We start from the raw sequence: 13,465 nt of genomic DNA on the forward strand, positions 1-13,465 counted from the left end.
GCCTGCGCGCCAAACACCCCAGACGCCAAAGCCACCAGACACAAAAGACCAAGGAGCCACCGGAACATGAAACTCAACGAAGTTCGCGTTTATCCCTCAAAAGTCACGCTGAAGCGTGAAGACCAGCTGGCCTGGAAAATCGCCGGCGTCGCCGCCGACAAAGTCGCCGTCACCAAAGACGTGACCGACATGATCATCAACCGCATCATCGACAACGCCTCCGTCGCCATCGCCTCCGTCAACCGCCGCCCGGTGGTCTCCGCCCGCGGCGGCGCCCTCGGCCACGCCCGCAAAGGCGGCGCGCAAATCTTCGGCGCCCCTGCCCGCGTCACCGTCTCCCCCGAATGGGCCGCCTGGGCCAACGGCACCGCGGTGCGTGAGCTTGACTATCACGACACTTTCCTCGCCGCCGACTACTCCCACCCCGGCGACAACATCCCCCCCATCCTGGCTGTTGCCCAGACCATGGAAAAATCCGGCCGCGACCTCATCCGCGGCATCGCCACGGGGTATGAAATCCAGGTCGATCTGGTGAAGGCGATCTGCCTGCACGAACATAAAATCGACCATATCGCCCATCTCTGCCCCGCCCAGGCCGCCGGCATCGGCACCCTGCTCGGCCTCAAGCAGGATGTCATCTACCAGGCCGTGCAACAGGCCGTGCATGTCTCCTTCACCACGCGCCAGAGCCGCAAGGGTGAAATCTCCTCCTGGAAGGCCTTCGCCCCCGCCCACGCCGGCAAGCTGGCCGTTGAGGCGGTGGACCGCGTGATGCGCGGCGAGGGTGCGCCGAGCCCGATCTATGAGGGTGAAGACTCCGTCATCGCCTGGCTGCTCGGCGGCAAGGACGCGGTCTATCACGTCCCCCTGCCGATCCCCGGCGAAGCCAAGCGCGCCATCATGGACACCTACACAAAGGAGCACTCGGCCGAATACCAGTCCCAGGCGCTGATCGACCTCGCCTTCCGCATGCGCGATTCCATCGAGAATGTGGATGCCATCGAGAAGATCATCATCCACACCTCGCACCACACCCACTACGTCATCGGCACCGGCGCCAACGACCCGCAGAAAATGGACCCGAAGGCGAGCCGCGAGACGCTCGACCACTCGATCATGTACATCTTCGCGGTGGCCCTGCAGGATGGTTTCTGGAACCACGAAACCTCCTACGCGCCCAAGCGCGCCGGCCGCGCTGACACCGTGCGCCTGTGGCACAAAATCGAAACCGTTGAAGACCCGGAATGGACCCGCCGCTACCACACGCTGGACATTGCCGAGAAAGCCTTCGGCGCCCGCGTCGAGATTCTCTTCAAGGACGGCTCGAAGCTGGTCGACGAAATGGCCGTCGCCAACGCCCACCCGCTCGGCGCCAAGCCGTTCGGCCGCGCCGACTACATCAACAAGTTCCAGCAGCTCACCAACGGCATCATCACCACCCGCGAGAGCAACCGCTTCCTCGAGGCCGTGCAAAACCTGCCCAAGCTCAGCGCCGGCGAACTCTCCAGCCTCAACGTGGCGCTCCCGGCTGGCGAACTGCTCGACTCCAAACCCGGCATCTTCTGAGAAGGGACACATACATGAGCGAAAGCGTCCTGCCCAAGCCGAAGAAATCCGTCGCCCTCTCAGGTGTTGCCGCCGGCAACACCGCCCTTTGCACCGTCGGCCGCTCCGGCAACGATCTGCATTACCGGGGCTACGATATTCTCGACGTCGCGGATGCCTGTGAGTTCGAGGAGATCGCGCATCTCCTCGTCCACGGCACCCTGCCCAACGCCGCGGAGCTGAAAGCCTACAAGCAAAAGCTGCGCGCGCTGCGGGGCCTGCCGGCCGCGGTGAAGATCGTGCTGGAAGCCATTCCCGCAAGCGCCCACCCGATGGATGTCATGCGTACCTACGTCTCAGCGCTTGGCACCATCCTGCCCGAAGCCCATGACCATAACGAGCCGGGCGCCAAGGACATCGCGGACCGTCTCATGGCCTCGCTGGGTTCGGCGCTGCTCTACTGGTATCATTTCTCCACCAACGGCAAACGCATCGAGGTGGAGACCGGCGATGATTCCATCGGCGGCCATTTCCTGCACCTGCTGCACGGCACTGTGCCTTCCGAGAGCTGGGTGCGCGCCATGCACACCTCGCTGGTGCTCTACGCCGAGCATGAGTTCAACGCCTCCACCTTCGCCGCCCGCGTCATCGCCGGCACCGGGTCGGACGTCTATTCCGCCATCACCGGCGGCATCGGCGCCCTGCGCGGGCCCAAACATGGCGGCGCCAACGAGGTCGCGTTCGAAATCCAGAAGCGCTACGCCAACCCGGACGAGGCCGAGGCCGACATCCGCGCCCGCGTCGCCAACAAGGAGGTCGTCATCGGCTTTGGCCACCCGGTCTACACCATCGCCGACCCGCGCAACGTCGTCATCAAGCGCGTTGCCAAAAAGCTTTCCGATGAAGCCGGTTCCACCAAGATGTTCGACATCGCCGAACGTCTCGAAGGGGTCATGGCCGACATCAAGAAAATGTTCCCGAACCTTGACTGGTTCTCGGCCGTTTCCTACCACATGATGGGCGTTCCCACTCTCATGTTCACCCCCCTGTTCGTGATCTCGCGCACCTCCGGCTGGAGCGCGCATGTCATCGAGCAGCGGATCGACGGCAAGATCATCCGGCCCTCCGCCAACTATGTCGGCCCGGAGAACCTGGAATTCGTGCCCCTGGCGAAACGCTAGCCGCTCCCCCCGCCGGGTTATCCTGGCGGGGATTTTTTTCCTCTCAAGGAATTATCATCATGCCTTATTTGCGCGCATCAGACCTCCCCACCCAATCCGCCGGCGAACGCTTCCGCGCCCTGCTCGCCCGCCCCGGTATTTTGCCCCTGCCCGGCACCCATAACGGCCTCGCCTCGCAGCAGGCGAAAGCCGCCGGCTTCAACGCCTGCTACCTCTCAGGCGCCGCGATGACCGCCTCCATGGGCCTGCCCGACCTTGGCATCATCACCGTTGATGAAGTCTGCTTCTTCATCAAACAGGTCACCCGCGCCTCCGGCCTGCCGGTATTGGTCGATGGCGACACCGGCTACGGCGAAGCCCTGAACGTGATGCACATGGTCCGCGCCTTCGAGGATTCCGGCGCCGCCGCCGTGCATCTCGAAGACCAGATCCTGCCCAAAAAATGCGGCCATCTGAACGACAAAAAACTGGCAACCCCGCAGGACATGGCAGCAAAAATCTCCGCCGCCGCCCACGCGCGCCGCCACCTCTACATCATCGCCCGCACCGATGCCGCCGCCTCCGAGGGCATGGACGGTGCCGTGGCCCGCGCCAAGCTCTACATGGAAGCCGGCGCGGACGCGATCTTCCCCGAGGCGCTCAACACCGAGGAAATGTTCCGTGAATTCGCCGCCCGCATGCCCGGCGTGCCGCTGCTCGCCAACATGACCGAGTTCGGCCGCACGCCGTTCTACACCAAGGACCAGTTCGAAGCCTTCGGCTATAAAATGCTGATCTGGCCGGTCACCAGCCTGCGCGTCGCGGCGCTGGCGCAGGAGAAACTCTACCAGAGCATCATGAAGGACGGCGGCGCTCAAAACTGCGTGGACCAGATGCTGACCCGCAAGGACCTCTACGCGACCATCGACTACGAGGGTTTCGAGGCGCTGGACGCCACCATCGTGAAAACCATCGTCCCGGAAGTCATCTCGCGTTAACCACCCCCGTCATGCCCGCTCCGGCGGGCATGACGCTTGACGCCGCGCGCCAATCCGGCGACTCAAGGGCGCATGGACCAAAACAACAAAGCCCTCGTTCTGTTCTCCGGCGGGCAGGACTCCACCACCTGCCTCGCCTGGGCGCTGGAAAATTTCGCCGCGGTCGAGACCCTTGGTTTCACTTATGGCCAGCGCCACAACATCGAGATGTCGGTGCGCGCCCCGGTCCGCGAGGCCATCCGCGCCGGTTTCCCCGCCTGGGCGCAGAAGCTGGGCGAGGACCATGTGATCGACCTGGCCGTGCTCGGCCAGGTCTCTGAATCCGCCCTCACACGCGAGAGCGAGATCACCCTCGCCGCCTCCGGCCTGCCCACCACCTTTGTCCCCGGCCGCAACCTCGTCTTCCTCACCTTCGCCGCCATGCTGGCCTATCGCCGTGGCGCGCGCCACATCATCGGCGGCATGTGCGAAACCGATTTTTCCGGCTACCCGGATTGCCGCGATGATTCGGTGAAAGCCATGCAACTGGCGCTCAACACCGGCATGGATACGAATTTCGTGCTGCATACCCCGCTGATGTGGATCGACAAGGCGCAGACCTGGAAACTCGCCGAAACCCTGGGCGGCGCGGCGCTGGTCGAACTGATCCGCACCGGCACCCACACCTGCTACAACGGCGAGCGCGGCCAGCTGCACGGCTGGGGCTACGGCTGCGGCGCCTGCCCGGCCTGCGCGCTACGCGCCCAAGGTTACGCACAATACAAAACTCGTTGATTTTTCGTACCAAACCCGCACAAATTGGGGTGCAAGTAAAAAATTAAGCTGAACTAACAGCACGTTACGCCGGAATCCTCACAAATGCTTCACGTGAAGCACCTGGAGCGCGCTCGCGCTCTACAGCGCCAGCGCCGCGCTATGGCCGCTGGACCAGGCCCATTGGAAATTATAACCGCCAAGCCAGCCGGTCACGTCCACCGCCTCGCCTATGACAAACAGCCCCGGCACCTCGCGCGCGCCCATGGTTTTTGAGAACAGGCCATCGGTATCCACCCCGCCCACCGTGACCTCGGCCTTGGCGTAGCCCTCGGTTCCCGCCGGGGTGAGGGTGAAGCGGTTTATCATCTCCGCTGTGTTTCTCAGCGCTTTATTGGGCATGTCGCCAATGGTGTGGTTGCCAAGCGGCGGTTGCAGCAGCGCATGCGCGAGGCGCGCGGGCAGGAATTCTCCCAATACGGTTTTCAGCTCGGCCTTTTTGCGGCTGGCCTTGCGTTCCAGCAGCACCTCATAGGCGTCCTGGCCGGGGAGCATATCCAGCACCAGCGCGCCGCCCGGCGGCAGGTAGGAGGAGATTTGCAAAATCGCCGGGCCGGAGAGGCCGCGATGGGTGAAGAGGGTGTTCTCGCGGAACTTGCGCTTGCCGTGGCTGGCGATGGAGTCAAACGAGACGCCGCTCAGCCCCTGCATCCAGGCCCAGCGCTCGCCGGTGAACACCAAAGGCACCAGGCCGGGGCGGGTCTCCACGATGCCAAGGCCAAACTTGCGCGCCATCTCATACGAAAATCCTGTGGCGCCCATCTTGGGGATCGAGAGCCCCCCGGTTGCCAGCACCAAAGCGGTGGATTCCACGGTGCCGGCCGTGGTTTCCACACGAAAATGCTCGGCTTTTGAAATTTCGGTGACGCTGTGCCCAGTGCGCAACTCCACCCCGGCGGCGCTGCACAGGCCCAGCAGCATCGCCAGAATTTCCTTCGCGGAATTATCACAGAACAACTGCCCGAGTTTTTTCTCGTGATATTTTATACCATGCGCCTCGACCAGCGCGATGAAATCCTGCGGCTTGAAACTGGCCAGCGCGGATTTGCAGAAATTCGGATTTTTCGAGATGAAGTTCTCACCCCCAACCTTAGCGTTGGTGAAATTGCAGCGCCCGCCGCCCGAGATGAGGATTTTGGCGCCCGGTTCCACCACATGGTCAAGCACCAGGATTTTTTTGCCGCGCCGCCCCGCCATCGCCGCGCAGAACAGCCCGGCCGCCCCGGCGCCGATGATCACGGCGTCGTAGTGTTTATGCGCCAAAATATCTGGTCCTTACTCTAGTCGTTGACCGAGAGCACCATGATCGGGTCTGGGATTTTATCCGGGGCGATTTCCTGATCCAGCGGCAAAACCGCCGTGCCGATGGCGAAGAATTCGATCACATGGGTTTTCCAGCCGAAACTGCCTTCATGAATATCCACCCCCACGACGCCTTCGGCCTTGGCGGCCGCCGCCTCGAACTGCATGCGCTCGACCGCGATTTCGCGCGCCTCATACATCGCGGCGGTGAAATTCTCCAACTCCACATTGCGCCCCACCGTGCCCAGCCCTGAGAGCACGCCGCGATGCGCGACATGATAGACGCAACTGCCCATCACCATCTCCACCGGGCGGTAGCCGGCATGCAGCAGGGACCAGAAATCCTGGCCCGATAGATCAGAGGTGAAAGGCCCGCCATCATGCGCGCGGAAGCCCTTATGCCCCTCGCCATGCACAACGCCGGTGCCGATGGCGATGAATTCAAGCAGCTGCTCGTCCCACTCCAGGCGTTTGATGGTGAGTTTGACACCAACAATGCCATCGGCCCCCATGGCGGAGGCTTCGGCGCGCATGCGCGACATCGCCAGCTCGCGCGCATGATACATGGCCTTGGAGAGCACATCCATCTCCTGGCTCTTGGACCATGAGCCGTATTGAATGCCGACATGATACACGCAGGAGCCGACGCACAGGCCAATCGGCTCGAACCCCGCCTTGCGCACCAGCAGGAATTCATTGACCGAGAAATCCGAGGTGAAAACCCCGGTGGAATGCGCGCTGCCGCGCAGTCCTTTTAAACGCTCCTGCGCGTGGGCGGGAAGATCCAATGTCATGGCTAGATGGCTCCGTCTCGTTCGTTGCTGGCGTAGGATTGGTGGTGAGGCTTGCTGCCCTGTAGCGGGGTTTTGCCGGCGCACATATCCACCACCATGGAAATATCATGCGGCAGCGGCGTGCCGCGCCGCGCGTCCACCGTTGTCGCGATGACGATGTAGCGCGCCAGATATTCCTTGAACTTGCGCTCGTTCACCTCGCGTTCGCGGTCAAACATCTGGGAGAAATTCACATGCGCGAGCACGCCATTGCCGCGCGGGCGGGCGGATTCGCGCAAATTCGCATGTGCGCGGTTGCGCACATCGTTCCACAGGGCCGAGAGCTGCGGCGCCTCGATATTGCCCATCCACGCCTGGTTGGCGCTGTTGTTCCAGTCGCTCAGCCATTGATAATGCGCGCCGATGGCAATGCCGGTGGGGACCACATCGGCCTCCAGCAGCTTCACGAACTCCAAGGCCGGGACGGTGGCGATGATCGGGTCTGGCGAGGGCGCCAGGCCATCAATTTTCACCGCCGTGCCGAGCAGGGTGAAATCCATGCTCTCGCCGGTCTCAAGCGGGATGGTGCGCATCTTCACATCGAGCACCGCGTTGGCGCCGCAGGCCTTGGCCTCTTGCGCCAGGCGCGCCAGGGCGGCTTCCCAGCCCTGGGAATGGCCCAGAGTCCATGAAAAACCGTAATGCAGCCAGCAGGTGGCGGAGATAGCGGCGATGGGTTTAAGCCCGTGCGAGCGCGTGATGAGCAGCTCCGCCGGGGTGAGGGTCGCCATCCAGGGTTTGGCGCCGGAGGCAGCACCTTGCAGCCGCTCCAGCGTAGCGGTGGGGATGCGGTTGCCGCGCAGGCTCATGAGAATGTCCGCCTGACGGCGCAGCTCCTCCGGCGCGGGGGCCTTGGGTTTGAAGCGGTCGAAGAGCCCCATCAGCTTGCCATGAACTGTTGCAGCGAGGCGCTCAGGCTTTGCGCATGGGCCGAGGCGTTCGCGGTCTCCTGCGCGAGGCGGGCGAACCATTCGGCCGGGTCCATGGTCTTGGTGTTGAGCGTGATGCCGCGCACCACCATGCCGATGCTGGCCTGCAACCGCCCGCCGGCAAGCTCCAGCCTGTAGCGGTTCTCGCCCAGCTCGATGGTGACGCCGGTGATGGTGCCGGTTTTGGCGAAGAAGCCCTTTTTCTCCTGGATGCTGACCAGCTCGGGCATCGCCTCCTTCAGCCGCCGCGCGAAGGCGCCGAGGTTGCTCTGGGCGTCGGCCGAGAAGCGGCGCAGCCAGGCGGCCTGCATGTCAAAATCCAGCTCGCTCATGGGGCGATGGCCCGCGCGTTGGCGCCCTGCATGCCGCGCACGAGTTTATCGCGGATCTCCGCCAGTTTCTGTTCGCGCCCGGCATCGGCGGCGGCGACTTCGCGTTCGATGTCGATAACCTCGTTCATGCTGGCGATGGCCTCATCGGCCACCTGGGCCAGAACCTCGATATTGCGCGGATCGCCGCCGAGCGAGCGGGCGGCGGAGGTGGCGGCCTCGTGCGCGCCCTTGGCGGCGAGCAGGGTGATCTGGCGGTTGGCCTCCTCCAGCTTGGCCGAAGCCTCGGCGGCGTTGCGGATTTCCACCTGCACCACGGCCTGCGAGGCCACGGCCATGAGGCGGGGGATGACCACCAGCAGGCCGTTGGAGATTTTCATCATGCGGGTTTCAGCCGCCGAGCGGTTCTGGCCGATGATGGGGATGAGCATGGCCGAGCCGACCAGGGCCTCGCGCATATCCGCTATTTTGCTCCGGAAATTGGCAATCGCGCCCCTGAAAGCCTGGACCTCGGCGGCGTCGGCGGGGTCGTTGGTTTGCACGGCGTGCTGGCGCTTGGCTTCCAGCTCGGCCTGCGCGCGGTCGAGCGCGATCTGCCCGGCTGCGATTTCGATTTTCAGCCCGTGCAGGGATTGGCGGATGGCCAGGGCCTGCTGGTCCAGCAGCTCGATGGTGACGGCGAGGTCGGCCTTGGTTTTGCGCGCCTTGGCCTGCTGGTCGTCCATGAGGGTGAGGAATTTTTTGCGGTTTTCGGCAAAGCCCTTGAAGGCGGTGTTGGCATCCGCGATGGCGCCGAGCAGCTTGCCGACCAGGCCCTTTTTATGCGCGCCGGTTTGGGATTCGGCCTGGAGATCCTGGATGCGCAGGATTTTGATGCCATCGATCACCGAAGCAGCGATGCGCCCGGCCTCGCCCGCGTCACCCAGGCGCACCCCGGTGAGCAGCTGGCGCGAGGCGGCGGCGATGTTGGCCAATACGCCGTCACCATGGGCAAGCAGGGTGGTGGTCTGGGCGAAATCTATCTTGGCCGCCGAGGCGGTGGCGGCGGCGAGGTCTTCGGGGGAGAGGTTGGCGACTTCAACCAGCCGCTCGGGCGGCGGTTCGGGCGCCAGGGCGGGGTTGGCGGCGGCGGGTGTGACCGCCTGCGCCGGGGCGGGGGTGGGTGGGTCCAGATTGTCAAACACGGAAAGGTCGAGCGGGGCGGCGGAAATCGTCTGAGGCATGCTGAACTCCGGCGGATGGCGGGGAGCCTAGCCGAAGGCGGCGTGGCAGGGCAACCACACAAAAAAAGGGCGGCACCTCGCGGCGCCGCCCCGATTGTTTGGCGGAGACGATTAGTACTCTTCGTCCGCGACGTAGGAGCCGATGCGCTGCACCAGATCCGGGTTACGCTTGGCCAGGATGGCGCCGTAGATGACCGAGAAGATCAGCAGGGCGAGCGCCAGCTTGGGATAGAGGTTGAACGGATAGGGCTGACCCGGCTGCACCAGACCCCAGAGCGGGAACAGCATGGCGCCGGTGCCCAGCAGGGGGAGGATGAGGTGCTTGATCGGGCTGAAATCTTCCCGGTGGTAACGCAGCATGTAGACCGGGAGGGCCAGGTTGGTGAGCAGGTAGGTCACGATCACGGGGATGGTGCCCAGGGTGCCGGTGTCGCCAAAGAGGGTGACCGGGTCAATGTTATAGGCGTAGCCGAACACCAGCACGATCGCCAGGGCGACGAGGATGTAGGTCCACATCGCGGTGTGCGGTGTTTTGTGCTGCGGGTGGATTTTGCCGAAGAAGGTCGGCAGCAGGCCCTCGCGCGAGGAGCTGAACAGAATACGCGCCTGCGCATTGGTCAGACCGATGAGCGAGGAGAAAATGCTGGTCACACCGGCGATGTAGGCGACGATGAGCAGCCCGGCCGCGGAAGCCTTGAAGGCATCGACGAAGGGGATGGTCGAGGCGCTGATCGCGGCGAGATTGTTCTTGAAGGCGTTCTCGGTCGCGAAGGCGAGGAACATGTAGAGGATGCCGATGGCCAGCGTGCCGGTGATGAGCGCGCGCGGCACGTTGCGGCGGGGGTTGGTGGTCTCCTCAGCCAGCATGGCCGAGTTTTCCCAGCCGATGAAGAGGTAGATGGCGAGGGGGAAGCCAAGGCCGATGCCCTTCCAGCCGCCGGTGATGCTGGAGAACATCAGAGGCTGCCAGGAGAGGGTGGCGCGGTTGACCCAGAGCATGATGACCGCGCCGATGAGCAGCAGGATCAGCTCGAAATAGAAGAAGATCGCCGCCCAGGTGGTGGACAGGCTGATGCCGCGCGAGACGAGCAGGCCGACGATGCCGGTGACGATGATGCTGAGCACCTGCCAGGGAACGTTGATGCCCAGGAAGAGCTGGAGCGTGCTGGCCGCCCAGCCGCCGGCGATGACGACGACCGAGGAAGCCGCGATGCAATAGCCGACCACCACGAAGATGGAGGCGGCGGCACCGGCGAACGGGCCGAAGGACATGCCGATGAAGGTGACGAAGGAGCCGGTGCTGGGGCGGTATTTGGAGAACTCGGCCAGCGTGTTGGTGAGAAAGAGGATAACCACCATGGCGGTGAGGATGGTGAGCGGGGCGCCGACTCCGGCACCGGAGACGATAAGGCCAAAGCCAAAGAAGAAGCTCATGGCCGGGGCGATGTTCGCCAGTGTCGAGGCAATAATCTGGGATAGTCCCAGACTATCCTTGGCGAGACGATGCCCGTCCCGTGCTGGTGCGCTCATGTTGTTTTTGCTCCCTGAATTATGTGATGGGTGTAATCGCGCGGTAAGCTTCGGTCCTAAGAGGGGATTCGTCAACCTCTCAGGCCCGGAACCCGGCCTTTGGGGCCATGTTCCATCTACAGTTGCAGGGGCGAAGGCGCGGGGGAACGGCTATTTTCGTTCCATTTTGAGACAGTGTTTCCGTTTTGGGAAGGCGTTCAAGCTTCCGCGATCAGGCGCCCGCTCTCCTGCACACCCAGGGCCTGGAGGGTTTTCAGGGCGGCATTAAGGCCCCGGTTGAGCTGTTGGGCGCGGCGATTGGCCCCGGCGGAGCGTTTGGCGAAACGCGCCAGGGCGAAGCGCAAGGCCTCCGCCAGGCCGGCTGCGTCTTCCTCCTCGATCTGGCGCAGTTGCGCGGCGGCGGCGGCGAGGTTGCAGGCGCCGAGCTGGCCCATGGCACCGGCGATTTCGGCAAAGGCCGGGGAGGCGGATTTGAGCGCCGTTTCCACCACCGTGGCGGCGGCGGAGATTTCGTTCGGTTTGCCGGTGAGCATCAGGGAGTCGAGGGTTTGCAGTTTTTGGCTGAGGTCTTCCACAAGGTTGAGCCCCTGTTGCAGGATGCTGGCGACGGGAAGCGGCTTTGCGCCATGCGGAAGGGGACGAAACTGCCCGGCAATGCTCATTATTTTGATTCTTTCAACACCGTGGCGATGGCCTGGGCGAGTTTTTCGGGCGGGACGTTATAGGTGCCGGACTGCAAGGCGCCACGGATCTGGACCACGGCGGCGTGGTTGATGCCCTCAGAGGCGCGGGCGGCGCCGAGCAGCTGCGTGCTGGTTTGCGCCGCGGCGCTCAGGGTCACAGAGTCAGTCTGCGCGGGCGGAGCCTGCGGCGGCCCGGCGGTTTCGGCTGGCGGCGGCGTTTGCGCCGGGGCCGTTTGCGCCGGCGCCGTTTGCGGCAGTGGCAGTTGGGAGAGCGGCGGAATGGTGTTTGTCATGCGGCTATCGCGCTTTCAGATGATTTTATCATGTCACGGTCCAAAAAGGCCAGGGCGGTCTCGAAATCGTCCAGCGCGGCCGGGTCATTCCCGGCATTGGCCCGGAACAGAGTGTAGCGCAGGGCGGTGTAGACCGTCATCAGGGCCGGGCCGAGGGTTGAGTTCGCTTCAGTATCGAGGATGCCGGCCATGATGTCGAGCAGTTGATCGGCGCGCAGGATCATTTCAGACTTGGTTTGAATGTCCCCCGCCTCGATCGCCGCTTTCGCGCGCTTGCCGTAAAAGCGCAATCCGCGCCAGCCTTGGCGCAGCCAGGAGACATCCGCCTCGCCGTCGAACATGCCAGCCCGGTAGCCTGTTGTTATGTCCATGCTCATGTCCGATTAGCCCTAACCGCTGCTGCTGGTGGTGGAGGTGCTGGTGAAGATGCTGAGATAGGCCTGGGAGATCGAGGCCGCGTTCGAAGCGTTGATCGCGGAGGTGTATTCCTGCACCAGAAGCTGAAGCTGGGTGTTGTTCGCTTTGCTGGTCTGGGTGATCTGGCTGTCAATATTCGTGATGGTCGCCTGCAGGGCGCTGGTTTGGGAGCCGATATTGCCGGTGGATTTGGTGGTGGTGCCGGTGGTGCCGGTGGTGCTGGTGCTGGCGCTGCCCGAGCCGCCGATGGCGCCGGTGGTGATGCTGTCCAGCGTTTTGTAGATCTGGCCGATAAGGTTTTGCACCGCCGTGGGGTTTTTGGCGTAGGCGGAGGAGAAGCTCGTGCTGTTGAACGAGACCGCGCCGGCGCTGCTGACCGTAAGGCCGATGGCATTGGCGCTGATGCCGCTGGCAGCCGCGCCGCTCACCGTGTTGAGGAGCTGGTTGCTCAGATTGGTGGCGGTGAAATTGCCCAGCAGCGGGCCGGACTTGGCAGCGCTGGCCGAGGCGGCGCCGGCCGAGCTGGGGGGCACGTATTTGGTTTGCTTGGCGATGGCGGAGAGCGCCGCGTTCAGGCTGGTGGCAACCGAGGATACGGCGCTGGAGAGGGTGGTGGGCGAGGAGCTGACCGTGACCGTGGTGGCGCCCGAGCCGACCAGGGAGATGTTGAGCCCCGCGACCGCGCTGCTGAGGCTGTTGGTTTTGCTGGTGAGCGGCACGCCGTTGAGCGAGAGTTTGGCGTCGCTCGCGGTTTGCGCCAGGGTTTCGGTGCCGGGGGTGGCGGCGCTGTAGGAAAACTGGGCCAGAGCGCCGGTGCCCGCGACGGAGAAAGCCTGGGAACTGCCGGTGGAACTGCTCTGCAACACCAGGCGCGCGCCCGCCGCCGTGCCAACGATGCTCGCCTGCACCCCGCCCGCGACCTTGTTGATGGCGGCGGCGACGCCGTTGAGGGTGAGGCTGCCGGAGCCGACGGAGACTTTCTCGGTCTTGCCGTTTTTGAGGGTGAAGTTGAGTGAACCGGCGCCGCCGGTGAGCGAAGCCGCGCCTGAGCCCAGCAGGGAGGAATAAATCTCCTGGGTTTTGGCCAGGGTGACGCCGGTTAAGTTATAGGTGCCGGTGGCGGCGGTGCTGGTGGTGGTGGCGGTGGCCACGCTGGTGCTCGTGCTGTTGGCCGAGCGGCTGTTGATGGTGGCGACGCTCTTGATGCCCGCGAGGGATTTGGCAAGGGTGGAGACCGCGCCGCTGATCGTGCCCCAGGCGGAGATGGTGGCTTTGTCTGTCGTGACCTGGGTTTGCATGGCGGTGATGGGAGCCTGCAAGCGCGCCTGCACCTGTGCGATCTGACTGGAGACCTGGCTGGAGCCGAGACTGCTTACGGTGGTCATGGCGCACCCCTGATATTGTGGCGAA

General features: G+C 63.9%; 14 protein-coding genes. 4 read left to right on the forward strand and 10 right to left on the reverse strand.

The features are described from left to right. Positions 1 to 66: 66 nt before the first annotated feature. The 4 genes from QQJ84_RS10955 (at position 67) to queC (ending at position 4,477) form a co-directional block, all read left to right on the forward strand. Entirely contained in the window at positions 67 to 1,566 is a 1,500-nt protein-coding gene (locus QQJ84_RS10955; protein WP_284258227.1) for an MmgE/PrpD family protein, read from the forward strand. A gap of 14 nt (positions 1,567 to 1,580) precedes the next feature. Then, a complete protein-coding gene (gene prpC, locus QQJ84_RS10960) occupies positions 1,581 to 2,726 on the forward strand; it encodes a bifunctional 2-methylcitrate synthase/citrate synthase (RefSeq protein WP_284258228.1) in 1,146 nt (381 codons plus the stop codon). 59 nt (positions 2,727 to 2,785) lie between these two features. Continuing rightward, a complete protein-coding gene (prpB, locus tag QQJ84_RS10965; protein WP_284258229.1) occupies positions 2,786 to 3,703 on the forward strand; it encodes a methylisocitrate lyase in 918 nt (305 codons plus the stop codon). Positions 3,704 to 3,775: 72 nt separating this feature from the next. Then, positions 3,776 to 4,477: a 7-cyano-7-deazaguanine synthase QueC gene (gene queC / locus QQJ84_RS10970; protein ID WP_284258230.1), complete on the forward strand. Its 702-nt coding sequence runs from the start codon at positions 3,776 to 3,778 to the stop codon at positions 4,475 to 4,477. 120 nt (positions 4,478 to 4,597) lie between these two features. On the opposite strand, the gene QQJ84_RS10975 is transcribed toward queC, so the two are convergent. The 10 genes from QQJ84_RS10975 to fliD all read right to left on the reverse strand — a co-directional run bounded on the left by QQJ84_RS10975 (position 4,598) and on the right by fliD (position 13,440). After that, positions 4,598 to 5,779, reverse strand: coding sequence for a BaiN/RdsA family NAD(P)/FAD-dependent oxidoreductase (locus tag QQJ84_RS10975; RefSeq protein ID WP_284258231.1), 1,182 nt, complete (start codon positions 5,777 to 5,779; stop codon positions 4,598 to 4,600). 17 nt (positions 5,780 to 5,796) lie between these two features. Further along, positions 5,797 to 6,612 (reverse strand): heavy metal-binding domain-containing protein, encoded by an 816-nt coding sequence (locus tag QQJ84_RS10980; protein ID WP_284258232.1) that lies wholly within the window; start codon positions 6,610 to 6,612, stop codon positions 5,797 to 5,799. Between the two features lie 2 nt (positions 6,613 to 6,614). Then, positions 6,615 to 7,532: a heavy metal-binding domain-containing protein gene (locus QQJ84_RS10985; RefSeq protein WP_284258233.1), complete on the reverse strand. Its 918-nt coding sequence runs from the start codon at positions 7,530 to 7,532 to the stop codon at positions 6,615 to 6,617. Beyond that, positions 7,532 to 7,912: a hypothetical protein gene (locus tag QQJ84_RS10990; protein WP_284258234.1), complete on the reverse strand. Its 381-nt coding sequence runs from the start codon at positions 7,910 to 7,912 to the stop codon at positions 7,532 to 7,534. Before QQJ84_RS10990 ends, QQJ84_RS10985 begins: the two co-directional genes overlap by 1 nt. After that, positions 7,909 to 9,132, reverse strand: a complete 1,224-nt coding sequence (locus QQJ84_RS10995) for a toxic anion resistance protein (protein ID WP_284258235.1) — start codon at positions 9,130 to 9,132, stop codon at positions 7,909 to 7,911. The genes QQJ84_RS10990 and QQJ84_RS10995 overlap by 4 nt, the downstream gene beginning before the upstream one ends. Before the next feature lie 111 nt (positions 9,133 to 9,243). After that, the gene (locus QQJ84_RS11000; protein WP_284258236.1) at positions 9,244 to 10,662 is read right to left on the reverse strand and encodes an APC family permease; all 1,419 of its coding nucleotides are present in this window, start codon (positions 10,660 to 10,662) and stop codon (positions 9,244 to 9,246) included. A 197-nt stretch (positions 10,663 to 10,859) separates the two neighbouring features. Next, positions 10,860 to 11,324 carry a hypothetical protein gene (locus QQJ84_RS11005; protein WP_284258237.1) on the reverse strand — a complete coding sequence of 155 codons (465 nt, stop codon included), beginning with the start codon at positions 11,322 to 11,324 and terminating at the stop codon, positions 10,860 to 10,862. Further along, on the reverse strand, positions 11,324 to 11,638 hold the full coding sequence (gene flgM / locus QQJ84_RS11010) for a flagellar biosynthesis anti-sigma factor FlgM (RefSeq protein WP_284258238.1): 315 nt from the start codon (positions 11,636 to 11,638) through the stop codon (positions 11,324 to 11,326). The genes QQJ84_RS11005 and flgM overlap by 1 nt, the downstream gene beginning before the upstream one ends. After that, complete coding sequence (locus tag QQJ84_RS11015; protein WP_284258239.1) at positions 11,635 to 12,009, reverse strand: flagellar protein FliS; 375 nt, start codon at positions 12,007 to 12,009, stop codon at positions 11,635 to 11,637. The genes flgM and QQJ84_RS11015 overlap by 4 nt, the downstream gene beginning before the upstream one ends. A gap of 18 nt (positions 12,010 to 12,027) precedes the next feature. Next, on the reverse strand, positions 12,028 to 13,440 hold the full coding sequence (gene fliD / locus QQJ84_RS11020; RefSeq protein ID WP_284258240.1) for a flagellar filament capping protein FliD: 1,413 nt from the start codon (positions 13,438 to 13,440) through the stop codon (positions 12,028 to 12,030). Positions 13,441 to 13,465: the final 25 nt, after the last annotated feature.

This window comes from Acidocella aquatica (assembly GCF_030160635.1).
Taxonomy (GTDB): domain Bacteria; phylum Pseudomonadota; class Alphaproteobacteria; order Acetobacterales; family Acetobacteraceae; genus Acidocella; species Acidocella aquatica.

Excerpts from the sequence above, each read along its gene's own strand:
- QQJ84_RS10995 (WP_284258235.1), bottom strand. The coding sequence starts at position 9,132 with ATGCCTCAGACGATTTCCGCCGCCCCGCTCGACCTTTCCGTGTTTGAC.
- QQJ84_RS10990 (WP_284258234.1), bottom strand. The coding sequence starts at position 7,912 with ATGAGCGAGCTGGATTTTGACATGCAGGCCGCCTGGCTGCGCCGCTTC.
- QQJ84_RS10985 (WP_284258233.1), bottom strand. The coding sequence starts at position 7,532 with ATGGGGCTCTTCGACCGCTTCAAACCCAAGGCCCCCGCGCCGGAGGAG.
- QQJ84_RS10955 (WP_284258227.1), top strand. The coding sequence starts at position 67 with ATGAAACTCAACGAAGTTCGCGTTTATCCCTCAAAAGTCACGCTGAAG.
- queC (WP_284258230.1), top strand. The coding sequence starts at position 3,776 with ATGGACCAAAACAACAAAGCCCTCGTTCTGTTCTCCGGCGGGCAGGAC.
- QQJ84_RS11000 (WP_284258236.1), bottom strand. The coding sequence starts at position 10,662 with ATGAGCGCACCAGCACGGGACGGGCATCGTCTCGCCAAGGATAGTCTG.
- QQJ84_RS10980 (WP_284258232.1), bottom strand. The coding sequence starts at position 6,612 with ATGACATTGGATCTTCCCGCCCACGCGCAGGAGCGTTTAAAAGGACTG.
- fliD (WP_284258240.1), bottom strand. The coding sequence starts at position 13,440 with ATGACCACCGTAAGCAGTCTCGGCTCCAGCCAGGTCTCCAGTCAGATC.
- prpB (WP_284258229.1), top strand. The coding sequence starts at position 2,786 with ATGCCTTATTTGCGCGCATCAGACCTCCCCACCCAATCCGCCGGCGAA.
- QQJ84_RS11015 (WP_284258239.1), bottom strand. The coding sequence starts at position 12,009 with ATGGACATAACAACAGGCTACCGGGCTGGCATGTTCGACGGCGAGGCG.
- QQJ84_RS11005 (WP_284258237.1), bottom strand. The coding sequence starts at position 11,324 with ATGAGCATTGCCGGGCAGTTTCGTCCCCTTCCGCATGGCGCAAAGCCG.
- flgM (WP_284258238.1), bottom strand. The coding sequence starts at position 11,638 with ATGACAAACACCATTCCGCCGCTCTCCCAACTGCCACTGCCGCAAACG.
- prpC (WP_284258228.1), top strand. The coding sequence starts at position 1,581 with ATGAGCGAAAGCGTCCTGCCCAAGCCGAAGAAATCCGTCGCCCTCTCA.